The organism is Paraburkholderia lebeckiae (assembly GCF_050436325.1).
Lineage (GTDB): Bacteria > Pseudomonadota > Gammaproteobacteria > Burkholderiales > Burkholderiaceae > Paraburkholderia > Paraburkholderia tuberum.
The window spans coordinates 801,279-824,647 of record NZ_JBNDLZ010000002.1 but is presented as its reverse complement, the minus strand read 5'-3'; the positions used below and the strand labels follow the sequence as shown (position 1 = coordinate 824,647).

At 65.0% G+C, this 23,369-nt stretch carries 17 protein-coding genes and 1 pseudogene; 12 read left to right on the top strand and 6 right to left on the bottom strand.

What is annotated here, in order from left to right:
- Positions 1 to 90: 90 nt before the first annotated feature.
- Positions 91 to 849, bottom strand: coding sequence for a GntR family transcriptional regulator (locus tag OKW44_RS06825; protein ID WP_018420864.1), 759 nt, complete (start codon positions 847 to 849; stop codon positions 91 to 93).
- Between the two features lie 268 nt (positions 850 to 1,117).
- Here OKW44_RS06825 and OKW44_RS06820 point away from each other — a divergent pair, with 268 nt between their 5' ends.
- From OKW44_RS06820 to OKW44_RS06800, 5 genes and pseudogenes are all read left to right on the top strand, one after another.
- Positions 1,118 to 1,459, top strand: a complete 342-nt coding sequence (locus OKW44_RS06820) for a UxaA family hydrolase (protein WP_018420865.1) — start codon at positions 1,118 to 1,120, stop codon at positions 1,457 to 1,459.
- 10 nt (positions 1,460 to 1,469) lie between these two features.
- Positions 1,470 to 1,829: pseudogene (locus tag OKW44_RS06815) on the top strand (Ldh family oxidoreductase); the annotation flags it as partial.
- Positions 1,830 to 2,049: 220 nt separating this feature from the next.
- Entirely contained in the window at positions 2,050 to 5,001 is a 2,952-nt protein-coding gene (locus OKW44_RS06810) for a molybdopterin-dependent oxidoreductase (protein ID WP_018420867.1), read from the top strand.
- Positions 5,002 to 5,022: 21 nt separating this feature from the next.
- Entirely contained in the window at positions 5,023 to 5,793 is a 771-nt protein-coding gene (locus tag OKW44_RS06805) for a 4Fe-4S dicluster domain-containing protein (protein ID WP_018420868.1), read from the top strand.
- Positions 5,794 to 5,812: 19 nt separating this feature from the next.
- Positions 5,813 to 6,769 (top strand): dimethyl sulfoxide reductase anchor subunit family protein, encoded by a 957-nt coding sequence (locus tag OKW44_RS06800; RefSeq protein WP_018420869.1) that lies wholly within the window; start codon positions 5,813 to 5,815, stop codon positions 6,767 to 6,769.
- A 57-nt stretch (positions 6,770 to 6,826) separates the two neighbouring features.
- Here the strand turns inward: OKW44_RS06800 and OKW44_RS06795 are convergent, their stop codons facing one another.
- The gene (locus tag OKW44_RS06795) at positions 6,827 to 9,412 is read right to left on the bottom strand and encodes an adenosylcobalamin-dependent ribonucleoside-diphosphate reductase (RefSeq protein ID WP_026225873.1); all 2,586 of its coding nucleotides are present in this window, start codon (positions 9,410 to 9,412) and stop codon (positions 6,827 to 6,829) included.
- 284 nt (positions 9,413 to 9,696) lie between these two features.
- The gene (locus OKW44_RS06790; protein WP_013091570.1) at positions 9,697 to 9,984 is read right to left on the bottom strand and encodes a DUF3331 domain-containing protein; all 288 of its coding nucleotides are present in this window, start codon (positions 9,982 to 9,984) and stop codon (positions 9,697 to 9,699) included.
- A 342-nt stretch (positions 9,985 to 10,326) separates the two neighbouring features.
- Here OKW44_RS06790 and OKW44_RS06785 point away from each other — a divergent pair, with 342 nt between their 5' ends.
- Positions 10,327 to 11,421: an AI-2E family transporter gene (locus tag OKW44_RS06785; RefSeq protein WP_026225874.1), complete on the top strand. Its 1,095-nt coding sequence runs from the start codon at positions 10,327 to 10,329 to the stop codon at positions 11,419 to 11,421.
- A gap of 57 nt (positions 11,422 to 11,478) precedes the next feature.
- Here OKW44_RS06785 and OKW44_RS06780 read toward each other — a convergent pair whose 3' ends face one another.
- A complete protein-coding gene (locus OKW44_RS06780; protein ID WP_018420872.1) occupies positions 11,479 to 12,351 on the bottom strand; it encodes an alpha/beta hydrolase in 873 nt (290 codons plus the stop codon).
- Positions 12,352 to 12,563: 212 nt separating this feature from the next.
- A complete protein-coding gene (locus OKW44_RS06775) occupies positions 12,564 to 13,673 on the bottom strand; it encodes an OpgC domain-containing protein (protein ID WP_018420873.1) in 1,110 nt (369 codons plus the stop codon).
- A gap of 527 nt (positions 13,674 to 14,200) precedes the next feature.
- Here OKW44_RS06775 and OKW44_RS06770 point away from each other — a divergent pair.
- Together OKW44_RS06770 and OKW44_RS06765 are read left to right on the top strand one after the other, a co-directional pair.
- The gene (locus OKW44_RS06770) at positions 14,201 to 15,379 is read left to right on the top strand and encodes a porin (protein WP_018420875.1); all 1,179 of its coding nucleotides are present in this window, start codon (positions 14,201 to 14,203) and stop codon (positions 15,377 to 15,379) included.
- 429 nt (positions 15,380 to 15,808) lie between these two features.
- Complete coding sequence (locus tag OKW44_RS06765) at positions 15,809 to 16,729, top strand: peptidoglycan DD-metalloendopeptidase family protein (RefSeq protein WP_018420876.1); 921 nt, start codon at positions 15,809 to 15,811, stop codon at positions 16,727 to 16,729.
- A gap of 250 nt (positions 16,730 to 16,979) precedes the next feature.
- On the opposite strand, the gene OKW44_RS06760 is transcribed toward OKW44_RS06765, so the two are convergent.
- Positions 16,980 to 17,378: a hypothetical protein gene (locus OKW44_RS06760; RefSeq protein ID WP_018420877.1), complete on the bottom strand. Its 399-nt coding sequence runs from the start codon at positions 17,376 to 17,378 to the stop codon at positions 16,980 to 16,982.
- Positions 17,379 to 17,739: 361 nt separating this feature from the next.
- Between OKW44_RS06760 and OKW44_RS06755 the strand changes: the two genes are divergently transcribed.
- From OKW44_RS06755 to OKW44_RS06740, 4 genes are all read left to right on the top strand, one after another.
- Complete coding sequence (locus OKW44_RS06755; RefSeq protein WP_018420878.1) at positions 17,740 to 18,195, top strand: (2Fe-2S)-binding protein; 456 nt, start codon at positions 17,740 to 17,742, stop codon at positions 18,193 to 18,195.
- 1 nt (position 18,196) lies between these two features.
- Positions 18,197 to 20,449 carry a xanthine dehydrogenase family protein molybdopterin-binding subunit gene (locus OKW44_RS06750; RefSeq protein WP_026225875.1) on the top strand — a complete coding sequence of 751 codons (2,253 nt, stop codon included), beginning with the start codon at positions 18,197 to 18,199 and terminating at the stop codon, positions 20,447 to 20,449.
- A gap of 17 nt (positions 20,450 to 20,466) precedes the next feature.
- Positions 20,467 to 21,771, top strand: coding sequence for a c-type cytochrome (locus OKW44_RS06745; RefSeq protein ID WP_018420880.1), 1,305 nt, complete (start codon positions 20,467 to 20,469; stop codon positions 21,769 to 21,771).
- A gap of 274 nt (positions 21,772 to 22,045) precedes the next feature.
- Entirely contained in the window at positions 22,046 to 23,368 is a 1,323-nt protein-coding gene (locus OKW44_RS06740; RefSeq protein WP_018420881.1) for an MFS transporter, read from the top strand.
- The last annotated feature ends 1 nt before the right edge of the window (position 23,369 follow it).

Below are 23,369 nucleotides of genomic sequence, written 5' to 3'. Positions count from 1 at the left end.
GACAGGTTGGCGCCGGCCGAAAATGAAAGACGATTGGCCTGTCGTTTTTGCGCAGATGTGATACGAAGCGCAGCCGGCGACCGAGGTCCGCTATTTCTGATCGTCGCGCGCCGCGCGCGTGCCGATGTACTCGTACTCCTCGGTATTGAGCCGCGAAATGCGCAGTTCGACCGCCCTGCGGTGATACGAGTACGCGATGCGCCGGATCTCGAGCAGCGGCGCGCCGACTTCGACGCCTAGTTGTGTGCTTTCGAGCTCATTGGCGAGCGCAACGCTCACATGCTCATCGGTCTCGACCACGTTGATGCCGAAACCGTCCTGATAGAAGTTGTACAGCGTGTTCGGCCGGTTGCGCAGCTTGCTTTCCGTCAAGCCGGGAAACAGCGCTTCGGGCACGGTGATATGTTCGATCAGCACGGTCTTGCCGTGCAGCGCGAGCCCGTTGACGAACTGCAGAACGCGCGCGCCGGTGTCGATGCCGAGCGCGGCGGCCGCCTCGCGCGAGGCACGCGCCTTCCTGAACCCGATCAGCGTGACGACCGGGTAGGCCTTGTCGCCGTCGCGCCGCACGATGCGAAAGAAGCGGAAGAAGTGCCGGTCGCGCTGATGCATCGCCACGAACGTGCCGAGCCCTTGATGACGGATCAGAATGTTCTCGGCGCACAGTTCGTCGATGGCTTTGCGCAGCGTGCCGATCGACACGCCGAAGCGTTCTGCGAGGCGCTTTTCCGAAGGAATGCATTCGCCGCCCTTCCATTCGCCGGCCGCGAGCGCCGCGAGAATCGCGCTTTTGACCTCCTTGTACCGTGTGCCTCCCACTGCGGGCGCATTGATCGCGAGCGTGCTCATGAAAACCTCTGGGATACGCGAGTCGGGCCGCTCGCCGGGGTTGAACCTGCCCTGATTCTAAACGACCAGGTCATCTAATACATCTGGATGAATCGTATGTTGTCGGTGAATCGCGACAACGGCCCGGTTCTCGCCCAGTCGTCTAACACATATATATGACCTAATTGACATTGGGTAAGTCGCCGCCTAATATCGATTCACCGCGGCGCACCTGGCTGCGCCGCCCGGCGGCACCCTCACCGCATTCAAACTACGAATGGAGACGCTCATGAGCAATCCCACGGCAGACATCAACGACACCGCAGCGGGCGCGTCGGCGCCGCGCAGAACGATCCACATCGTGCTGCACGAGGCGAAAGACACGGTCGGCGTGGCGGTGGTCGAGGGCATCAAGGCGGGCACGCTGCTCAACGCATGGATCATGGACGACGACGAAATCGTCACCGTGCCGGCGAAGCAGGACATTCCGATCGGTCACAAGGTCGCGCTGAAGGACATGGCCGTTGGCGACACGGTGTTCAAGTACGGCGTCGACATCGGCAAGGTGGTCGCGCCGATCAAGGCCGGCGAGCATGCCCACGTGCACAACATCAAGACGAAGCGCTGGTAGGCAGAGCAGCGCCGCGCTCGACGGCATGATGCTGCCGTTCGGCGGCGCCAAAGGCGCGATGCTGGCGCTGGTGGTCGAACTGCTGGCCGCCGCGCTGAGCGGCGCGAACTTTGGCTACGAAGCGGGCTCGTTCCTGACCGAGGAGGGCGAGCGCTCGCGCATCGGCCACCTGTTCTGGACGATCGACCCGGGCGCGCTGGCTGGCGACGACGCGTATCTGTCGCGAGTCGAGGCGCTGATCGAGATGATGCTGATGGATGACGACGTGCGCCTGCCCGGTTATCGCCGGGAGCAGCTTGCGCAGGCGGCATACGAGGAGGGCGTCGACATTCCGGATGCGCTGATCGCGCAACTGGAGGGCCGCGCTTAAACGAGCGTCGCAGCGCACCCAACCGATCTCACCCGACTGGACACGCCGTCGAAAAAAGCGCATAGCTGAAAGCGAAACCGAAACTATCGGTGCGCCAGATAGTTTTGCTCGCAAATCGCGATTTCCCTTGTGAGGCAGGTGCGAATACGATGGCCGGTATCGTATGAGCAGCGCGTATGACGCGCGCTTCGGCCCACCAGAAGCAACGACGGAGATGGCCATGGAGCACCACGCCCGCACGCAGAACGAACGGCTCGATGTCAAGACCACCACCTGCTACATGTGCGCGTGCCGCTGCGGCATCCGCGTGCATCTGCGCGACGGCGAGGTGCGCTATATCGACGGCAATCCGGAGCATCCGCTCAATCAGGGCGTCATCTGCGCGAAGGGTGCCTCCGGCATCATGAAGCAGTACTCGCCCGCGCGCCTTACGCAGCCTTTGATGCGCAAGGCCGGCGCGCAGCGCGGCAGCGCGCAGTTCGAGCCGGTCTCGTGGGACACCGCGTTCGACGTGCTCGAAAAGCGTCTCGCCGCGATTCGCTCGACCGATCCGAAGAAGTTCGCGCTGTTCACGGGTCGCGACCAGATGCAGGCACTGACCGGCCTGTTCGCCAAACAGTTCGGTACGCCGAACTATGCGGCGCACGGCGGCTTTTGCTCGTCGAACATGGCGGCCGGCATGATCTATACGATCGGCGGTTCGTTCTGGGAATTCGGCGGACCGGATCTCGACAGCGCGAAGCTGTTCTTCATGATCGGCACCGCGGAAGATCATCATTCGAATCCGCTGAAGATCGCGATTGCGAAGTTCAAGCGCGCGGGCGGCCGCTTCATCGCGATCAATCCGATCCGCACCGGTTATGCAGCAATCGCGGACGAATGGGTGCCGATCAAGCCTGGCACCGACGGCGCGCTGTTCATGGCGTTCCTGCACGAACTGATCGCCGCCGACGCGTGGGATCACGAGTTCGTGCAGCGCTACACGAACGCGGCGGAGCTGATCGATCTCGACGAAGCGAGCGAAAACTTCGGCCTGTTCGTGCGCGATCTCGAGCGGCCGGAAGGCAATCCGCTGTTTCCGCAGAATCATCTGTGGTGGGACCCGGTCACGCACCGCCCGGTGCCGCATCATGCGAGCGGCGTGACGCCCGCGCTCGACGGTCGTTACACGCTCGACAACGGCAAGCCGGTCACGCCATCGTTCGCATTGCTGCGCGAGCGCGTCGCCGAGTGCACGCCCGAATGGGCGGCGCAGATCACTGGGATCTCCGCCGATACGATCAGGCGGCTGGCCGGCGAGATGATCGAGACGGGCCGCCGCCACCGCATCACGCTGCCGATCCGCTGGACCGACGCGTGGGGCGAAACACACGAGACGGTCACGGGCAACCCGGTCGCTTTTCACGCGATGCGTGGGCTCGCCGCGCATTCGAACGGCTTTCAGTCGATCCGCGCGCTCGCCGTGCTGATGTCGCTGCTGGGCACGATCGACCGCCCCGGCGGCTTTCGTCACAAGTCGCCGTTTCCGCGCGCGGTGCCGCCATCGGCGAAACCACCGAACAGCCCCGCCGCGGTGAAGCCCAATACACCGCTTGCGACGGGCCCGCTAGGCTGGCCCGCCGCGCCCGAGGATCTGTTCATCGACGAACACGGCGGTCCGGTGCGCATCGACCGGGCGTTCTCGTGGGAATATCCGCTCGCGGTGCACGGCGTCATGCACAGCGTGATCACCAACGCGTGGCGCGGCGATCCGTATCCCATCGACACGCTGATGATTTTCATGGCCAACATGGCGTGGAATTCGTCGATGAACACGATGAAGGTGCGCGAGATGCTCGCCGACAAACACGCGAACGGCGACTACAAGATTCCGTTTCTCGTCGTGTGCGACGCGTTCCAGTCCGAGATGACCGCGTTCGCCGATCTGATCCTGCCGGACACGACTTACCTCGAACGTTACGACGCGATGTCGATGCTCGACCGGCCGATCTCCGAGTTCGACGGTCCCGTCGATTCGGTGCGTGTACCGGTCGTGCCGCCGACCGGCGAATGCACGCCGTTCCAGGAAGTGCTGATCGAACTGGCGTCGCGCCTGAGGTTTCCGGCGTTCACCAATGCGGATGGCAGCCGGCGCTTTCGCGACTATCCGGACTTCATCGTCAATCACACGACGTCACCCGGTTCCGGCGTCGGCTTTCTGATCGGCTGGCGCGGCAAGGATGGCGACAAGGCGCTCGTCGGCGAGCCGAATCCGAATCAATGGGAGCAGTACGCGAAGAACAACTGCGTATTCCATTACCGCTTGCCCGAGACCTTGCAGTACATGCGCAACTGCAACGGACCGTATCTCGACTGGGCGGTCAAAAACGGTTTCCGAAAATTCAGCGAACCGATTCTGATCCAGCTTTACTCGGACGTGATGCAGAAGTTCAGGCTCGCCGCGCAAGGACGCACGAGCGGCCGGCAGCCGCCCGACCATCTGCGCGCGCGCGTCGACAGGTACTTCGATCCGCTGCCGTTCTGGTACGCACCGCTCGAAAGCGCGGCGACGGACCTCGCGCGATTCCCGCTCGCCGCGGTCACCCAGCGGCCGATGGCGATGTATCACTCGTGGGATTCGCAAAACGCGTGGCTGCGGCAGATTCATGGGGAGAACTACCTTTATGTGAATCCGGAAACGGCGAGCGGGAACGGCATCGCCGACGGCAGCTGGATCTACGTCGAATCGCAATGGGGCCGGGTGCGCTGTATGGCGCGCTACAGCGAGACCGTCGAACCGGGCACCGTATGGACGTGGAACGCGATCGGCAAAGCGGCGGGCGCATGGAATCTCGGTCCCGACGCGAACGAGTCGCAGCGCGGCTTCCTGCTCAATCACCTGATCACCGACGAGCTGCCGGGCCGCGACGAGGCACCCGCGCGTATGTCGAACTCCGACCCGGTGACGGGCCAGGCCGCCTGGTACGACGTGCGCGTGCGCATCTATCCGGCCGAAGCCGACGCGCGGCACACGCTGCCGCAGTTCGAGGCGATGCCCGAATTGCCCGGCGCGGTTGCACAGAAAAGTGTGGTGTCGCGGATCGTCCAGACCTATTTCGCGGGACGCGGAGAATTCGCGGCTCGCCTGCGCGGGACGTTGCGCCGCGCCGAACATAAGGGCGACGATCGTTGAAGCCACGGCAAGGAGCTTGCAATGACCCAGATGGCGCTGGTAATCGATCTGAACGTATGCGTGGGATGCCAGGCGTGCGTGACGAGCTGCAAGGAGTGGAACACGTCAGGCGAATCGGGCAGCCTCGCCGATTTCAATCCGTACGACGCGGACCCGTCCGGCACGTTCTTCAACCGTGTGCAGAGTTTCGAAGCGGGCAGCTTCCCCGACACGGAGATGATCCATTTCCCGAAGTCGTGCCTGCATTGCGAGGACCCGCCGTGCGTGCCGGTGTGTCCCACGGGCGCGAGCTACAAGCGCAAGGAAGACGGTCTCGTGCTGGTCGATTTCGATCGCTGCATCGGCTGCAAGTATTGCGCGTGGGCGTGCCCGTACGGTGCGCGCGAACTCGACGAAGCGCGCAAGGAGATGACCAAGTGCACGCTGTGTGTCGATCGCATTCATGACGAGCATCTGTCCGAGCGCGATCGCAAGCCGGCCTGCGTGCTCGCATGTCCGACATCCGCGCGGCTGTTCGGCGATATACACGATCCGGAGTCGGAGGTGTCGCAAGCGATCCGCGAGCGCGGCGGCTATCAGTTGATGCCGGAGTGGGGCACGCGCCCCGCGAATCACTATTTGCCGCGCGTGCCGATCGCGTCCGCGAGTTGCGGCGGCGACGGGTGCTCGTGCAAATCGTCAGGAACGACCACCGGCGATGCCATGCACACGTCGGGCTCGCCCGACTCACAGCTCGAGGGGCAGCTCGCGCATGGCGAAGTGCATCTCGCGTCGATCGCGACGCGCATTTGAACGACAACGAGGCCATACGATGAATCCGGCTTTTTCCGTAGTCTTCCTGACCACGCTGAGCGGCGCGGCGCAGGGGCTGTTGATCGCGCTCGTCGGCGTCGAGAGTGCGGCGTGCCTGGGCTTCGTTGCGCAACCCGCCGCCACCATCGCGTTCTACGTGAGCGGCGCGGCGCTGGCGGTGCTGCTGGGCGGTCTTGGTCTGATCGCGTCGTTCTTCCATCTGGGCCATCCGGAACGCGCGTGGCGCGCGATCGCGATGTGGCGCACCTCGTGGCTGTCGCGCGAATGTCTGTGCCTGCCGGCGTTTCTGGCGTGCGCGTGCCTGTATGGCGTCGCGCACTGGCTCGGCTCGCCGTGGTCGCTCGCGCTCGGCTGGCTCGGTGTGCTCGCGAGCGCCGCGCTGTTCGTCTGCACCGCGATGATCTATGCGTGCCTGCGCTTTCTGCAGGAATGGGCGACGCCGCTGACGCTGGTGAACTTCGTGCTGCTCGGCTGCGCATCGGGCTTGACGCTCGCGACCGCACTGAGCGCATGGTTCGCGCCCGCCCTGACGGCGGGACTGGCGATCTACGCGTGCCTGCTGACGCTCGCCGGATGCGCGAGCCGCTACGCGTCGCTCATGCGCAATGCGCGCTTGCGGCCGAAATCGACGGTGCAGAGCGCGACGGGCATTCGCAATCCGAAGCTCGTGCAGGTGTCACGAGGCTTCACCGCCGGTGCGTTCAATTTGCGCGAGTTCTTTCACGGCAAATCGGCGCGGACGTTGCGTGGCGTCAAATGGGGCTTTCTCGCGGGTGCGTTCGTCGTGCCGGTCGTGTTGATCGTGCTGGGCGCGGGGCTGCGTTCGCCTGGCGGCTCGTTCGGCTTGCTGGCCGCGGCTTGTCTCGTGCAGTATGCGGGGCTCGTGGCGGAGCGCTGGTTTTTCTTCGCGGAGGCGAAGCATCCGCAGAATCTTTACTACGCGAGGGTGGGGTGAGGCATCGCCTTCAATGAGCGCGTTCGGCCCGGGTGCCAGCGCGCTCTTCGCCTCACACTACCCGCACGCCCCCACCTCCCCACACGCGGTGCAAAAATCGCAGCCGTCCTTGCGAATCACCGCATTCGCGCCGCACGAACCGCATTTGCGTCCGAGCATCGTGTGCAGACCTTGCGTGCCGTTCGGCTGCAGCAAGGTGTCGGCGCTATCCGCTGGATTCGGACGGATGCCGAAATCGGCGGACAGCGCCATGTCGGTTTTCATGTGCCCGCGCGGCAAACGCGCGAGCATCCGCGACGCGACCTGATTGCCCTCGGCGTCGAGAAAGCCGCGTCGATACAGGATTTGCTGGATCGCGAACGCGAGCGCCGCCACTTCGGAATCGTGCCAGCGCGGCGCGCGATGACCGTCGAGACGCTGCACGTCGCCAAGCCGCACCTGTCCGCGATCCCATGACACCTTGCGCATGTCCTGCAGATTGCGCGCAACGAAGCCGCCGCGCGCGGCCAGCGACAGCGAACGCATCGTCGCGGTGATCCACTGCTGCGACTCGTCGCGCTGACCGGTCGGAATGAAGAACTCGATCGGCCGCTCGATCGTCACGTCCTCGCCGCCGAGCCGCCCCGTCACCTCGATGAAGGACGCCGCGACATACAGCGACTTCTTGCCCGCCTGGGTCAGATACTCGACCTTCTCGATGATCGCCGGCAACTCGCCTCTGGGCCGATGATCGATCGCGATACGCAGCGGGTCCTGGTCCATCTCGGCGAGCGTGTCGTCGGCCTGCGCGGGCGTCACGCTCAACACCGCGCCGAGCGTGTCGTTCGGGCGATAGGTGGCAAGGCCCTTCAGCCCGCTTTTCCATGCATCGAAGTAGAGGTTTTCGAACGCGTCGAACGGATAGTCGGCTGGCACGTTGACGGTCTTCGAGATCGACGTGTCGACGTACGGCTGGACGGCCGCCATCATGTCGAGATGATCGCGCGCCGACATCTGCAGCGCGCTGACGAAATAGTCGGGTAGCCGGCTCACGTCGCCGCCGAGCTCGCGATAGAGCCGGTACGCGTAGTCCTCGACGTCGAACGATTCGCGGCCGCCGTCGGCCATCACTTTCATGCGCGTATAAGTCCACGAGAACGCCGGCTCGATGCCGTTCGACGCGTTGTCGGCGAACGCGAGGCTCACGGTGCCGGTCGGCGCGATCGACAGCAGGTGGCTGTTGCGAATGCCGTCGCGGCGGATCGCCTGCTGAATGTCATCGGGCAGGCGCGACGCGAACGTGCCGGCTTCCAGATAGCGCGCGGCGTCGAACAGCTCGAACGCGCCGCGCTCCTTCGCGAGCTCGACCGACGCGCGATACGCCTCGTCACGCATCAGCCGCGCGATGCGCACCGCGAAATCGCGGCCCTCCTGCGAGTTGTAGCGCAGGCCCATCATTACGAGCGTATCGCCGAGGCCGGTGAAGCCGACGCCGATGCGCCGCTTCGCGCGTGACTCGTCGTATTGCTGCGGCAGCGGCCACAGCGTGACGTCGAGCACGTCGTCGAGAAAACGCACCTGCGTGCGGGTGCGCCGCGCGAGGCCGTCCCAGTCGAACGACGGCTGGCGCCCCTGCAACTGCGCGAACGGATCGACGACAAAGCGCGTCAGATTGAGCGGCCCCAGGTTGCAGCAGCCGTACGCGGGCAGCGGCTGCTCGCCGCACGGATTGGTCGCGCGGATCGTTTCGACTGCGCGCAGATTGTTGTCCTCGTTCATCCGCGAGATGAACACGATGCCGGGCTCGGCGACGTCGTACGTCGAGCGCATGATGCGGTCCCAGATCGCGCGCGCCGGGTGTTCGCTGTAGACCCACCGGCCGTCTTCGCGCTGCCGCACGTCGCCGGCCGCGCGCAGCGCCGGCGACGGCTCGGCGCGATGGACCAGTTGCCACGGCTCGTCGTTTTCGACCGCGCGCATGAACTCGTCGGTGACGCCGACCGACACGTTGAAGTTGTTCCAGCGTCCCTTCGAATGCTTGGCTTCGATGAATTCGAGCAGGTCGGGGTGGTCGCAGTCGAGCACCGCCATCTGCGCGCCGCGCCGCGAGCCCGCGCTTTCGACGGTACGGCACGACGCGTCGAACACGTCCATGTAGCTGCACGGACCCGAGGCGGCCGAACTCGTGGTGTGAACGCGCGCGCCCTTCGGCCTGATCGCGGAGAAGTTGTAGCCGACGCCGCCGCCGCGCCGCATCGTTTCGGCCGCCTGCAGCAGGGCCACGTAGATGCCGGGCAAGCCCTGTTCATCGACGCCCTGGATCGAATCGCCAACCGGCTGCACGAAGCAATTGATCAGCGTCGCGGCGATGCCGCTGCCCGCCGCGCTCATGATGCGGCCCGCGCCGAGCGCGCCGTGGCGCATGTTGTCGACGAACTGTTCCTCGACCGACGCGCGCAACTCGGGCGGCTCGGCCTCGGCGACGCCGCGCGCGACGCGGCGATATACATCGGCGGCCGATTGCTCGTCGCCTTTCGCATACTTTTCGAGCAGCACGTCGAGAGAGAACTGCTGCGGCGGGATCAGCAAAGCGGGAGGAGCGGAGGAGGCGGGAGGCGTGGAAGCGGCGTTGGCCGCGCGGGTTTGCGGCGTGTCTTCTGCCATGATGGGCCCTCAAACGGCGTCGCGGCGGGCGCGGCGCGGTGGTGGAAGGCGCGCCGCCGGCGCCGGATAGCGAGGCCGGCGGTCGGGCGGGCGCAACGAGTCCACCTTAACGCACGAGGCGCGGGGCGGCAACCAGCAGCGGGGCGGGCGCGGCGCCGCATTTTGCGATGCCGCGGCCGCTGGGCGCGCGGTCGGTAAGGGCACGTGGACAGTAGGGAGATCGACCCGGGAACAACCGGTTGAAACCCGCGCTTCGTTCGCGGGACTCGGGAACGTTCCGTGCGTCAGGCCGCTTCAAGCAGCGGTTCGAGGATTTCCGCGCAGATCATCGCGGACGCATTCGACGGCGCCGGGCGCTCGGCCGGCTTGAACACCGGGTCACCGCGACGGATCTTGCGGCGCGACACCGCGCAGGTGCCGGAAGAATGCGCCGAGCGACGGCGCCAGCGCTGCTCACCGTAGTGGCAGCGGCCCGGCTCGACCCAGCGGATCACCAGCGTCGTGTCGGAGCTCTCGAGAATTTCGATGCGTACGCCATTGCTACCGTCGAGGGGGATGGACTCCAGGGTCATCATCGGCTCCGTATTGTGGAGTGCCGAATTTAGTCCCGTGCGCGCCGGATAGCCATTGTGTCACCGTTGAAACACCGTTCCGGAATTAGCAATAATCAGACTTGACATTTGCGATTCGCCTAAAAGACAGGCATTGCTAGCGGGTTTTTATGTGATTTTTTAATAACGCCCATTTTTGCAACGCTGTGTTGCCTGTGGCGCGACGAGGAGGGGGCCCGGAAAGGAGCGGCAACGCTTCCTTTAAGATGTCGAATGTCGGGCCGCGAACTGAGCCGTCAGTGTAGCGGGTTTGAATTTTTCAGGTCGGCTCGCGCGCGCACCGTTCAAAAACAAAGAGTTCACATGATTCCACGCCCTCCCGCAGTCCCTCCCAACTCTCCCGAAGCGTCGTCAGTCGCCGCCGAGCGCCTGAAAAAGCAGAAGGCGGCATCGGTCGTGCTCTATATCGGGCTCGCGCTGCTCGCATTGTGGGTGGTGCGCGATTTCATCGTGGTGGTGGCGTGGGCCGGGGTCGTCGCGATTGCGCTGTGGCCGCTGCTGCACAAGGTGGCGGGCAGCCACTGGTTCAAGGGGCGCGCGACCTTGCTCGCGACAGTCTTCACGCTGGTGATCGCCGTGCTCGTGCTGCTGCCCGTCGGGCTCGGCATCGCCCAGGCGCTGCACGAGGCGCACGAACTGAACGACTGGTTCCGCAGCGTGCAGGAGAACGGCATCGCGCTGCCGGACTTCATCAACCGTCTGCCGTTCGGCGCGCAGCAGATCACTTCGTGGTGGCAGGCCAATCTTGCTCAGCCGCTGCGCGACTCGGCCGCGATGAAAGGCTTGCACAGCAATACGGTGATGACGCTCGGCCGGCATTTCGGCGCGCGCGCCGCGCATGCGGCAATGGTGTTCGCGTTCATGCTGGTCACGCTGTTCGTGATTTTTCAGGCGGGGCCGCGGCTGTCCGGCTCGCTGCTGAAGGCCGCGCGACGCGGTTTCGGCGATAGCGGCGCGGACCTCGTCGCGCATATGGGTACCGCGGTGCGCGGCACCGTGTCGGGGTTGATCGTGGTCGGCGTCGGCGAAGGCCTGTTGCTTGGCGTCGCCTACTTCGTGACCGGGATGCCGCATGCGGCGCTGCTCGGCTTCGTCACGGCGATCGCCGCGATGCTGCCGTTCTGCGCGCCGATCGTGTTCGGTCTTGCGGCACTGTGGCTGCTCGTGCAGGGCTCGATGGTCGCGGCGGCTGGGCTGCTGGTATTCGGCGCGGTCGTCGTGTTCGTCGCCGAGCACTTCGTGCGGCCGGTGCTGATCGGCAGCTCGACGCGCCTGCCGTTTCTGCTCGTGCTGTTCGGCATTCTCGGCGGCGCGGAGACGTTCGGGCTGCTGGGGATTTTCATCGGCCCCGCGTTGATGACGGTGTTGATGGTGCTGTGGACCGATCTCGTGGAGTAGCGCGGGTGTCGAGGGACTCGGGGCTGGGCGGCCGTGCGCCTCGCGTGCCGCGCCGGCTCAAGGGCGCTGATTCGACGGATGCTCCTGCGCCGGCGGCTTCACGCAGCCGAGCGTGTATTTGAGCGCGGCGGGCAACAGCGCGCTCCACACGTCCCACGTGTGGCCGCCGTCGATGATGCGCAACGCCGCCGGATTGCCCGCTAGCCGCAGATGCGTATACAGCAGCGACGCGTCGGCCTGGATGTCGAGGTCGTCGTCGCCGGATGCGATGAACATCGGCAGGCGATACGCCTGGCTCATGTAGCGGTCCCACTGCGCCGGATAGTTGAGCTCGTGCCACACGCGCGGATCGAACTGGCGCTCGCCGAACACGCCGACCCGCCGCGCCGCCGACGCGCGCGGCGGCTCGTTCGAGTAGATCGCCGGACTGAGCAGCAGCGCGCCGCAAAACATCTCGGGCCGCGTCAGCGCGTAGCGCAGCGCGCCGAAGCCGCCCATCGACACGCCGCCGATCATCCGGCCTCCGCGCTGCGTCGCGACCGCGTAGTGCGTTTCGATCTCCGGCAGCAGATCGTCGAAGAACGCGCTCTCCATCTTTTCCTTGCGGTCGACGTACCAGTCCGTGCCGCCTTGCGGCATCACGATGACGACCGGCGCAATCTCCTTGCGCTCGATCAGCGCGTCCGCGGCGTTCTGCAAATGACCTTGCGTGAGCCAGTCGTTGGCGTCGCCGTTATTGCCGTGCAGCAGGTAGAGCACCGGCAGGCGCGGACCGTCCGCGCGATAGCCGCCCGGCAGGTAGATCGTGTAGTTCCAGTCGCGGCCGAGCGCATCGGAATGGAAGCTGCGGCTCGCGACCGTGCTCGCGAACGCGGGCGCGCCGACGGCGAAAGCAAGCAGTGCGAGGGCGAAACTGAGGAATCGACGCATGTCAGTAGGGAAGGACGGCGGGCGCGGGACTCGCGCGCGGCCGTCATGCTATCAGCATTGGCGCCAGATTTGAGATGGAAAGCGGCGCAGAGAAGGACGGCGCTTTATGCGCGCAAAGTTCTTCGGGCGCCAGGGGTACGTCAAGTGCCCCGAGAATCGCGACACGTCAGGGACAGGCTCGAAGGGCGCTCGAAACGTTGCCGAAAAGTTCTTCAGCCCGAAGTCCGCAGCCGCCCGTCCACGAGCCGCCCGACGAACCGCTTCAGCGGCTCCACGCCCAAGGCGACGGCAAACAGCGCGCCGACCGCGGCCGCATCGGCTAGCAGTCCGAGCGGATAGTTCAGGTAACCATCGGTCGCCGCGTAGAGCACTGAGTCGATCACCAGCGAAATCACCGCGCCGGCAATGAAGCACAGCAAGCCCTGACGCCCGATCGCGCCGACCCACGGCAGCCGCCGCGCGACCTTCTTCGCCCAGCCGAGCTCGACCAGATTGGCGACGAGCCACGCGATCGCGAGGAAGTTCCCCGCGCGCAGGTAGGACAGGTTCTGCTTGAGGCTCGCGGCAAGTGGCGCGTGCAGCAGAACGAGCTTGTAGTACGCGGCGCCCACGACCACCGCGAGCGCCAGCACGCTGACGAGCCACCCGGATCGATGCGCGCTGGTGCGCTGATACACCGGCTGGCAGCGCGCGAGCACGCCGAGCACGAACATCAGTTGCCACGCGAACGGGTTGAAGTCCCAGTGCATGTCGGGCGCGGCGGGAAGGTACTTGCTGACCGCCGGTGCGCCGGCCCACAGCGCGACGCTGCCGGCGACCAGCAGCCAAGGCTTGCTGCGCGCGAGCGGCAGGATCGCGGGCACCAGCAGCGCGAAGAACGCGTACATCGGCAGCACGGACGCGAGGTACGGCTGGCGGCGTAGCAGCACGATGTCGCGCAGCGCGGCAAGCGGCGTGTCGATCAGGTCGTCGAGATCGGTCGTGGCGAGATTCGGCCCGTCGATGCTGAATGCGGTTAGCACCGCGCTGACCAGCAGCATCAGCCCGGCGGTGACGAGAAACGCGCGATAGATCTCGAACGAGCGGCGCAGGAAGCGGCCGCGCGCGATCGTCTCATTGCGCCGCTCGGCGAGCGTCGCATAGGCGGTAGCGGTCGCGAAGCCGCCGAGGAACACGAATACTTCGGCGGCATCGCACAGCGCGTACGCATGCAGCGTCACGCGCGACAGGATGCTGCCGCCGATGTGATCGACGACGATGATCAGCAGAACCAGTCCGCGGAAAAAGTCGAGCTCGATCAGGCGGGAAGATGACTTGGCCATTGTTTGCGTCAAAAGCAGCCCCGTGCGACGGCGCGCTGATCCAGCGCGGCGGGCGTCTCACAAGGCTTTTTAATATGGGATTGGGTGCTGCGGCGGTGAGGTGATCCGTGCTGGCGTCGCCTGTTGCCCATCTCGCCACGCTCGAGCGGCATCGCAAGGCGGCCGTGTCAGCGGGCTGTGAAAGATGACCTTCGCTGTGACGCCGAGTTCCGTTGCATCGCAGCAAAGCGCAGGATTATATTTCTTTTCATGACAATGACGCAGCGGGACCGGCAGCAGCGGCTGCTGTTTACCTGAAGCGACGTTACGAAAAAAGAGGCAGCAACGCGCAGTGGAGAATTAGCAACATTCTCGATGCTTGGCGCATCCACTCATGGACGGCCGGACGATGTCGTGTGACGATTTCCGGAAAAGAGCAGCCATTGGAGCAGTCTTCAGAACTGCTGGAAAGTGACGAGAATAAACAGCAAAGAGAACAAAGCGGCCGGATCGAGTTGTCCTATCACTCGAGGTGCAGGGAGATCATCATGAACAAGCAAGTGTTCGCGCTGGCTGTCTCCGTTGCTGCGTCCGCCGTTCTTGCCGCGCCTGCCGCCGCGCAGACTAGCGTCACGCTGTACGGCGTGATCGACGAAGGCATCAACTACACGAACAATGTCGGCCACGGCCATGTTTATGAACTCGCCAGCGGCCTTGCGCAGGGAAGCCGCTGGGGCCTGAAGGGCTCCGAAGATCTCGGCGGCGGCCTGAAGGCGATCTTCCAGCTCGAGAATGGTTTCGATCTGAATTCTGGGCGGCTCGGGCAGGGCGGCCGCCTGTTCGGCCGGCAGGCTTTCGTCGGACTCAGTTCACAGGCGTACGGCACGCTGACGTTCGGCCGGCAATATGACTCGGTCGTCGATTATCTCGCGCAGACCACGGCCAACGGCAATTGGGGCGGCGAGCTGTTCTCGCATCCGTACGACAACGACAACACCGACAACACGTTCCGCCTCGACAACACCGTCAAGTACACGAGCGCGTCGATCTCGGGCTTCCAGTTCGGCGGCACCTACAGCTTCAGCAACGACACGAACTTCGCCAACAATCGCGCCTACAGCTTCGGCGGCCAGTACACATACGGCGGGCTGCTGGTCGCGGCGGCCTATCTGCAGGCCGACAATCCGGGCAACGGCTCGAACGGGGCGATCACCGCGAACGACGCCGGCTTCGTCGCGACGCGCCTGCGCGTGTTCGGCGGCGGCATCACCTATACGTTCGGACCGGCGACGGCGGGCTTCGTCTATAGCAACTCGAACTACCTGGAGCCGACCGCAAACGGCTATCTCGGCGTCGAGCCGCTGGTGCCGCTCGTGCCTGTCACACCGCCGGGCGTGCTGCTGAATTCGCTCAAGTATCAGAACTTCGAGATCAACGGCAAATATCAGATTTCGCCGGTGCTGTTCGTCGGCGCGCAGTACGTGTACACGATGGAAAACTACGACGCATCGAACGGCGGCGTGAAGCCGCGCATCCATACATTCGGCCTGATGGCCGACTACAACCTGTCCAAGCGCACCGACCTCTATCTGCAGGGCGCCTATCAACAGGTCACCGGCGATTCCACGCTGTCGATCCTCGATTACGCATTCATCCCCGGCACGCAGTCGCCGTCGTCGACGTCGAAGCAGGTCGTCGTACGCGCGGCGATCCGGCATAAGTTCTAGTTCGCTGTCCGTCAAACGCAGATCGGCCAGCCTTCGGATTCCGAAGGCTGGCTTTTTTTTGCGCCCTCCGACGCAACGCATGGCTATTCAAGTTCCTCTCGCGCCTGCCGATAAGTCGAACGTCAACAAGTCTGAACGCGCCGCGGCGAAGCGGTGATGTGTACGTCGTTGGCGTCCCAATACACGTGCGGTCGTAACGCGGAAATACGGCTCGTAACGTCTGTATCAGAGTGTGTGGGGCAGGGCGTTTTTATTAAACGACACTTTAGAATTCCGCGAGAAATTTCATCGGCAAGCAGGCAGGAAATGAGCGCCATACGGGGCGGCTTCGCCGTGCCGTCGGGAAGGCCGCGCGGCCGAAGATCGCGCACCCCGTCCGCGGCATCGGGCTATCCGGCTTGCGCATCCATACAGCAGGAGTCGAACAGGATGAGAAAGCGTTTCGACAGAACGTTATTGGCCAGTCTCGCCGGCGCGTGGGTCGCGCTGGCCGTCAGCGGTTGTGCGAACGTCGGGCAGCCGAATGTGCAGAACGGTGCGGCAACCAGCGCCAACGCGGCGTCCGGCGTGCCGGCGGCGAATGCGACGGGAGCGGCGTCTGGCGACCCGGCGGCAGCCGCGCCGCTGTCGATCGGCGCCAGCGATAACGCGCCGCTGAAAAAGTCGCCGCCACTCGTGTATCGGGTCAGGCGCGGCGACACGCTCGCGCGGGTTGCGCAGCATCATCACATCAGCGTGAAGCAGTTGCAGGCATGGAACGGATTGAAGGCGTCGGCGCGGCTGAAGCCGGGGCAGGTGCTGCACGTTGCGTCGCCGGAAACGGTGCGCGCGGTGAAGGCGGCGGCGCAATCCGCGGCGCAGCGTGCGTCACAAGCGACAGCGCAAACGTCGTCGCAAGCTTCGACACAGTCCGCCGCGCCGGCTCCGGATGCCACCGAGGTCCGCGAGGTCACGCAGGAAACCCGCCGGCACGCGAGCAACGTGGCGCTCGCGTGGCCTGCCGCGGGCAGCGTCGTCGAAGCGTTCCAGCCCGGCGAAACACGCGGCATCGAAATCGGCGGCAAGGCGGGCGATCCGGTGCGAGCCGCCGCCGACGGCAAGGTGATGTACGCGGGCACCGGACTGAACAGCTACGGCAGTCTGATCATCGTCCAGCACAACAAGGATTTTCTGACCGCGTATTCGCACAACCGCAAGCTGATGGTCAAGATGGGCGACATCGTCCGCAAGGGACAGCAGATCGCGGAGATGGGCGACGAGAACAACTCGCGTGTGTCGGTGGGGTTCGAAGTGCGGCGCGACGGCAAGCCGGTCGATCCGCTCCCTTATCTGCCGCAGGGGCGCGGCTGAGCTTCCACGTTCCCGGAAAAGCTCACCTTGGATTTAGTCAGCTAAACCAGGTAATTTGATCGACCGCGCATTCCGGCGGTCGACGAATCATTGCAAAAGTACCTTCATGTAAGAGCATTCCTCTCGATCTGCGCAATAGTATCGACAATCAACCATGCGGCCACGACCCGCAGCCGTTTATGAACGGTGAGGCGATGCAGGAGCCGGCAGGCAGCGCACGCGCCGCCGCCGTGCCTGGCGCGAATCGCCGTTACGTCGTTTGCACTCCGCGCAGCAGCCGCGATACCTCGCCGTGGTAATGCAGGATCGCGGGATCGGCCTGCAAGAGCGGCAGATAACGCGGCAGAAAGTGATTGTGCGGTTGATCGGGCGCGAACAGGCCGACCACGGCCTCGGCGGTCGCGAGACGGTCGCCGGCCTCGGCTTCCGCGTCGTCGAGAACTTCGTCGACGCTCGCGATCACCGTCGACAGCGGCGTCAGCCAACGAAATCCCGAGCCGTTGATCAGCACCTGCAGGAATGCCGCCGGCGTTACCGGGCCGAACTCCTTTTCGTACGCGGCGCGTTCGTGATCGAGAATCGCCTTGTGCAGCGCAAGCAATGGTCGGCGAATGTCCGTGAGGAATTGAGTGCATTGCGGGTCGTTCATCGGCGGCTCCAGCGGCTGAGGTGATTCGACGGAATCGTGCGTCGCAACACCACGAAGTGCGATGCAGCGGGTCGCGCGATCACGCTAACGGATCGATCCGTCGATGGTAACGCATCGCTCCAGCCGACACATGCGATCCACCGCGCACAGCATGCGACGTGCCGCCTGGCACCGCCAAAGCGAACTTCTTTCGACACCGCTACAATCGGCCGGTTTTCTTGCGACACCCGCTCGCTCACAGGCCGCATTTCATGGCCTATTAGCGCGACACGCCGAACAAAACCGGCGCATGTCCGCGGTCTGGCGCGGTGTCGCGATCTAAACCGCGTGATCAAAACAACATCCCCACCCGGAGCCGCTCATGACAACGCTCAATATCAACGGCGAAACCCATACCGTCGATGCCCCGCCAGACATGCCCCTGCTGTGGGTGCTGCGTGATCTCGTCGGGCTGACCGGCACCAAGTTCGGCTGCGGCATCGCGCAATGCGGCGCATGCACCGTGCATCTCGATGGCGTCGCGGTGCGTTCGTGCGTGTTCCCGGCGGCGGCGGTCGGCGACCGCAAGATCGTCACGATCGAAGCGCTCGGCGCCACGCCCACGGGCCAGAAAGTGCAGCAGGCCTGGCGTGAGCTCGACGTCGTGCAATGTGGCTACTGTCAGTCGGGACAGGTGATGTCGGCGGCGTCGCTGCTCGCGCGCAATCCCAATCCGAGCGACGCCGACATCGACGCCGCGATGGCGGGCAACATCTGCCGCTGCGGAACCTATCACCGCGTGCGCGCGGCGATCAAGCACGCCGCGAAGGGGGCCTGACATGTCCCAGGGATTGCTCGATGCACAGAACGGCGGGCAGCCGTCTGACACCGACACGCGGCATGCGCGCGGCATCTCGCGGCGCGGCTTCCTCAAATTCGGCGTGACGGTCGGCGCCGCGGCCGGCGGCGGTCTGCTGCTCGGCTTCAGCATGCCGGCCGCGAGCCAGGATCAGAAGGCGGGCAAGAGCGTGATCGGCGGCGATGCGAACGAGGCGCCGCAAAGCGGCGTGTTCGCGCCGAACGCGTTCATCCAGATCGACAACGCCGGCAAGGTCACGCTCGTGATACCGAAGGTCGAGATGGGTCAGGGCGTCTATACGTCGATTCCGATGCTGATCGCCGAGGAGCTCGAAGTGCCGCTCGGCACGGTCACGCTCGATCACGCGCCGCCCAACGAAAAGCTCTTCATGGACCCGCTGCTCGGCGGGCAGTTGACCGGCGGCTCGACGTCGATCCGCTTCGCGTGGGAGCCGATGCGCCGCGCGGGCGCGACTGCGCGCGTGATGCTGATCAACGCGGCCGCGCAGCAGTGGCAGGTCGATCCGGCGAGTTGTCATGCGCAGGCCGGTCAGGTGATCCACCCGGCCAGTAATCGCAGCGCGAGCTATGGTCAGCTCGCGCAGGCCGCCTCCGCGCTGCCCGCGCCGCAGAACGTGCCGTTGAAAGACCCGAAGGACTTCAAGCTGATCGGCACGCCGGCCAAGCGTCTCGATTCGCCGGAGAAAGTCGACGGTACCGCGCAGTTTGGCCTCGACGTGCGCTTGCCTGACATGGTTTACGCGGCGATCGCGAACTGTCCGGTGTTCGGCGGCACGCTCGCGAGCGTCGACGATACGCATGCGAAGACGATCCCCGGCGTGCGCGAGGTCATCAAGCTCGACAACGCGGTCGCGGTGATCGGCGCTCACACGTGGGCCGCGAAGCGCGGCCTGCAGGCGCTCGACATCAAGTGGAACGAAGGCGCGGGCGCGCAGGTATCGATGAAGCGCATCGTCGACGATCTCGCGGCGGCCTCGCAACATGGCGGCGCGGTGGCGCGCAAGGACGGCGACGTCGGCCGCGCGTTCGGCGCTGCGAAGTCGCGCGTCGACGCGGTCTACCAGCAGCCGTTCCTCGCGCACGCGACGATGGAGCCGGTCAACGCCACGGTCCACGTGCGCGGCGACGCCTGCGAAATCTGGCTCGGCTCGCAGGTGCCGACGCGTGTCGTCGATGCGGCGGTCGCGGTCACGGGCTTGCCCGCCGACAAGATCATCGTGCACAACCATCTGATCGGCGGCGGCTTCGGACGGCGGCTCGAAACCGACATGGTCACGCAGGCCGTGAAGGTCGGCAAACAGGTGTCGACGCCGGTCAAGGTGCTGTGGACGCGCGAGGAGGACATCCAGCACGACATGTACCGACCGTACTACTACGACACGATCTCGGCCGGGCTCGACGCGAACGGCAAGCCGATCGCGTGGCAGCATCGCATTGCCGGGTCGTCGATCATGGCGCGCTTCGCGCCGCCCGCGTTCAAGAACGGGCTCGACCCCGACGCGGTGGAGGTCGCCGCCGATCTGCCGTACGACCTGCCGAACCAGCTGGTCGACTACGTGCGCGTGGAACCGCACGCGGTGCCCACCGCGTTCTGGCGCGGCGTCGGGCCGACGCGCGGCACGTTCGTCGTCGAGAGTTTCATCGACGAACTCGCCGCGCACGCGAAGATCGATCCGGTGCAGTACCGGCGCGATCTGCTCGGCAAATCGCCGCGCGCGCTGAACGTGCTCAACCTGGCCGCGCAAGCGGGCAACTGGGGCAGCGCGCTGCCCAAGGGGCAAGGGCGCGGCATCTCGGTGATGCACGCGTTCGGCAGCTTCTTCGCGATCGTCGTCGAGGTCGCGGTCGAGCAGGGCGAAGTGACGGTCAAGCGCGTCAACTGCGCGGTCGATTGCGGGATGTTCGTCAACCCGAACACGATCGAAGCGCAGGTGCAGGGCGGCATCATCTTCGGCATCACGGCGGCGCTTTATAGCGAGATCACGATCAAGGACGGTCGCGTCGAGCAGAACAACTTCACCGACTACCGGATGCTGCGCATCAACCAGACGCCGCCGATCGACGTGCATATCGTGAAGAGCGGCGAGGCGCCCGGCGGCATCGGCGAACCCGGCACCGCGGCGCTCGCGCCCGCGCTGACCAACGCGATCTATGCGGCCACCGGCACGCGGCTGCGGCAATTGCCGGTTGGCCGCCAACTGCACAACGCCTGACGCGAAAGGAGCCCGACATGAAAAACATGCTGAAGGGTCTTGGCGCGGCGCTATGCGTCGCATTGCCGTTTATCGCCCAGGCACCTGCTGATGCCGCAACTCCGGCAGCCACCGGCGCAGCCAATCAAACGCTCGTGCAACGCGGCGCTTACCTCGCTCAACTCGGCGATTGCGCCGCTTGCCACACCGCGCCGAAAGGCAAACCGTTCGCCGGCGGCCTGCCGATGAACACGCCGATGGGCCGCATCTACGTGACCAATATCACGCCCGACGCACGGACCGGCATCGGCGGTTACACGGAAGCCGACTTCGCACGGGCGCTGCGTGAGGGCGTCGCGAAAGACGGCCACAACCTGTATCCGGCGATGCCGTATCCGTCCTACGCGAAGGTCAACGACGACGACGTGAAGGCGCTGTACGCGTTCTTCATGCACGGCGTCGCGCCAGTGCAGCAGGCGAATCGCGAGTCCGACATCAAGTGGCCGTTGAACATGCGCTGGCCGCTGATGTTCTGGAACATGGCGTTTCTCGAGAAGGGTGCGTATCGCGACAAGCCAGGCAAGGACGTCGCGTGGAATCGCGGCGCGTATCTGGTGCAAGGGCTCGGACATTGCGGGTCGTGTCACACGCCGCGCGGTATTGCGTTCCAGGAAAGTGCGCTCGACGAAAGCGGCAGCGCATTCCTGAGCGGCGCGCTGCTCGACGGCTGGTTCGCGTCGAACCTCACGGGCGAGCACAACACCGGGCTCGGCCGCTGGAGCGACGCTGATCTGCGCACGTTCCTGAAGACCGGCGCGAATCGCCATGCATCGGCGTTCGGCGCGATGACGAGCGTGATCAACAACAGCACGCAAGCGATGAGCGATCAGGACGTCGCGGCAGTCTCGACGTATCTGAAGTCGCTGCCGCCGGCCGGCGGCACCAGCGCGGCGGCCTATACGTACGATCCGCAGGCGACCAAGGTGTCGCTCGATCGCCCCGCGAACGATGCCGGCGCACGCGTCTATACGGCGTATTGCATGCACTGCCACGGCGTCGACGGGCACGGCTTCGCGCCGATGCTCGCACCGCTCGCCGGCAATCCGAACGTGCTCGCGAAGGACGCGTCGTCGCTGATCAACGTCACGTTGAACGGCACCGGCGATCTCGTGATCGACGGCGTGCCGTCGCCGTTTCCGATGCCGGGCTTCGCCGCGGTGCTCGACGATCAGCAGATCGCCGACGTGCTGAGCTTCGTGCGGGCTGGCTGGAACAACGGCGCGCCGGCGGTCGGTGCGGCGGAGGTGGCGAAGTTGCGGCAGTCGACGCAGGCGGGGCGTTGATCGGTCGCTAAGTGCGGCGCGCAGGCGCGCTTGCCGACCTCGCGCCGTTTCAGGTTGTGGGCCAACCGACGGCAGCTATCATAGTGGGACGGCCACACCGTGCCTTCGTCGATGGACTCGCCGTCGACCAATGCCGACATTTGCATCACGACCGATACAGGCGCATTGGTCCTATAGGAGCCCCCGTCGTGTCCGAAGGGCTCTCAGAATTGGCCACGACTTTCGTCCGCCGTGCGGCGTCGAAGTCTCTGCGCGAAGCTCATGGACTTCCGACATGACCCTGCCCAGTCAAGCCCGAAACGTGTCGGTCACACCGTCGGCTTCTCGCCTGTCGACGCTCAGTCACATACAGATCGCGTCGCTGTGGTTTGCGCTCTTTACCCAATGGATGACGGTCGTTCCGGTGCTCGTGCCGGCACAGGTCGCCGATATGCTCGGACGCGATGCCGCGTTGAAGGAAGGCGTGGCCGGCTCCGTCATTGCTTCCGGCGCATTCATTGCGATGATCGTGGCGCCGCTGGCCGGCGCGCTTTCAGATCGCTGCTCTGCAAAACACGGACGTCGGCGACCGTTTCTCCTCACCGGCGTGTTCGGCATTGCGGTTGCACTGGTATGGCTTGGTTCATTCAACGGCGGGGGGAGCGTAGCGATGTATACGCTCGCGTTCCTGCATCTCCAGTTCTGGTGGAACTGGGCGGCGGGGCCGTACGCCGGGCTGGTGCCCGATGTCGTGCCAAAACAGGAAACCAACCGCGCGAGCGCGTGGCTCAACGTGATGACCGTGCTCGGCACGATCACTGGCAACGTGGTGCTCGTTGTCCTCTATTCGCCGGGCCACCTGTATCCGACGGTTGCCGCGTTCATTGCAATCATGTTGCTCTGCCTTTGGCTGACGATTCGCGGCTCGCGCGAGCCGACACCTGTCAGATCCCGACAACGGTTCGAACTCGTCGCGTTCATGCGCTCGTTCTATCTCGATCCACGCCTGCACCGAAACTTTTACTGGGTGCTGGTAACCCGTCTGTTCGGCAACATGGGAATCTGGTCGATCTTCACCTTCTTGTTGTACTACCTGCAGGACGTGATCGGCATTCGTCATCCGACCAGTCTCCTGAATGGGCTGCTTGGCGTCGGCGTGGTGCTTGCGATCCCGGCCAGCCTGCTGGGCGCACGGCTCGCCGACCGGCACGGCGTCGTTCCTGTCGTCCGCCTGACCAGCTGGACCATGGCCGGAGCTGCGATCGGCTTTGTCCTGCTGGCGTTGCATCCAAACCTGTTGCTGGTGTTCGCAGTCGGGCTGGTTTTCTGCGCCGCTTACGGAACCTATCAAGCCGTCGACTGGGCACTCGCGCTGCAAGTGTTGCCAGACAATGCGTCCAGCGGCAAGGACATGGGCATCTGGCAAGTGTCGATGGTGCTACCGCAGATCCTCGGCCCTGCCGCGACCGGGTGGATGCTGTCATGGGTCAAGGCGTTTGCCGGTGCCGGACCAGCCTATGTCGTCGCATTCGTCGTCGCAGCGGGGTGGTTCGTGCTCGCGGCGTGGTTCGTCTCGCGCATCAAGATTGCTTCCCGGCAGCACGTATCCGTGACTTGAA

Excerpts from the sequence above, each read along its gene's own strand:
- OKW44_RS06825 (WP_018420864.1), bottom strand. The coding sequence starts at position 849 with ATGAGCACGCTCGCGATCAATGCGCCCGCAGTGGGAGGCACACGGTAC.
- OKW44_RS06820 (WP_018420865.1), top strand. The coding sequence starts at position 1,118 with ATGAGCAATCCCACGGCAGACATCAACGACACCGCAGCGGGCGCGTCG.
- OKW44_RS06810 (WP_018420867.1), top strand. The coding sequence starts at position 2,050 with ATGGAGCACCACGCCCGCACGCAGAACGAACGGCTCGATGTCAAGACC.
- OKW44_RS06805 (WP_018420868.1), top strand. The coding sequence starts at position 5,023 with ATGACCCAGATGGCGCTGGTAATCGATCTGAACGTATGCGTGGGATGC.
- OKW44_RS06800 (WP_018420869.1), top strand. The coding sequence starts at position 5,813 with ATGAATCCGGCTTTTTCCGTAGTCTTCCTGACCACGCTGAGCGGCGCG.
- OKW44_RS06795 (WP_026225873.1), bottom strand. The coding sequence starts at position 9,412 with ATGGCAGAAGACACGCCGCAAACCCGCGCGGCCAACGCCGCTTCCACG.
- OKW44_RS06790 (WP_013091570.1), bottom strand. The coding sequence starts at position 9,984 with ATGACCCTGGAGTCCATCCCCCTCGACGGTAGCAATGGCGTACGCATC.
- OKW44_RS06785 (WP_026225874.1), top strand. The coding sequence starts at position 10,327 with ATGATTCCACGCCCTCCCGCAGTCCCTCCCAACTCTCCCGAAGCGTCG.
- OKW44_RS06780 (WP_018420872.1), bottom strand. The coding sequence starts at position 12,351 with ATGCGTCGATTCCTCAGTTTCGCCCTCGCACTGCTTGCTTTCGCCGTC.
- OKW44_RS06775 (WP_018420873.1), bottom strand. The coding sequence starts at position 13,673 with ATGGCCAAGTCATCTTCCCGCCTGATCGAGCTCGACTTTTTCCGCGGA.
- OKW44_RS06770 (WP_018420875.1), top strand. The coding sequence starts at position 14,201 with ATGAACAAGCAAGTGTTCGCGCTGGCTGTCTCCGTTGCTGCGTCCGCC.
- OKW44_RS06765 (WP_018420876.1), top strand. The coding sequence starts at position 15,809 with ATGAGAAAGCGTTTCGACAGAACGTTATTGGCCAGTCTCGCCGGCGCG.
- OKW44_RS06760 (WP_018420877.1), bottom strand. The coding sequence starts at position 17,378 with ATGAACGACCCGCAATGCACTCAATTCCTCACGGACATTCGCCGACCA.
- OKW44_RS06755 (WP_018420878.1), top strand. The coding sequence starts at position 17,740 with ATGACAACGCTCAATATCAACGGCGAAACCCATACCGTCGATGCCCCG.
- OKW44_RS06750 (WP_026225875.1), top strand. The coding sequence starts at position 18,197 with ATGTCCCAGGGATTGCTCGATGCACAGAACGGCGGGCAGCCGTCTGAC.
- OKW44_RS06745 (WP_018420880.1), top strand. The coding sequence starts at position 20,467 with ATGAAAAACATGCTGAAGGGTCTTGGCGCGGCGCTATGCGTCGCATTG.
- OKW44_RS06740 (WP_018420881.1), top strand. The coding sequence starts at position 22,046 with ATGACCCTGCCCAGTCAAGCCCGAAACGTGTCGGTCACACCGTCGGCT.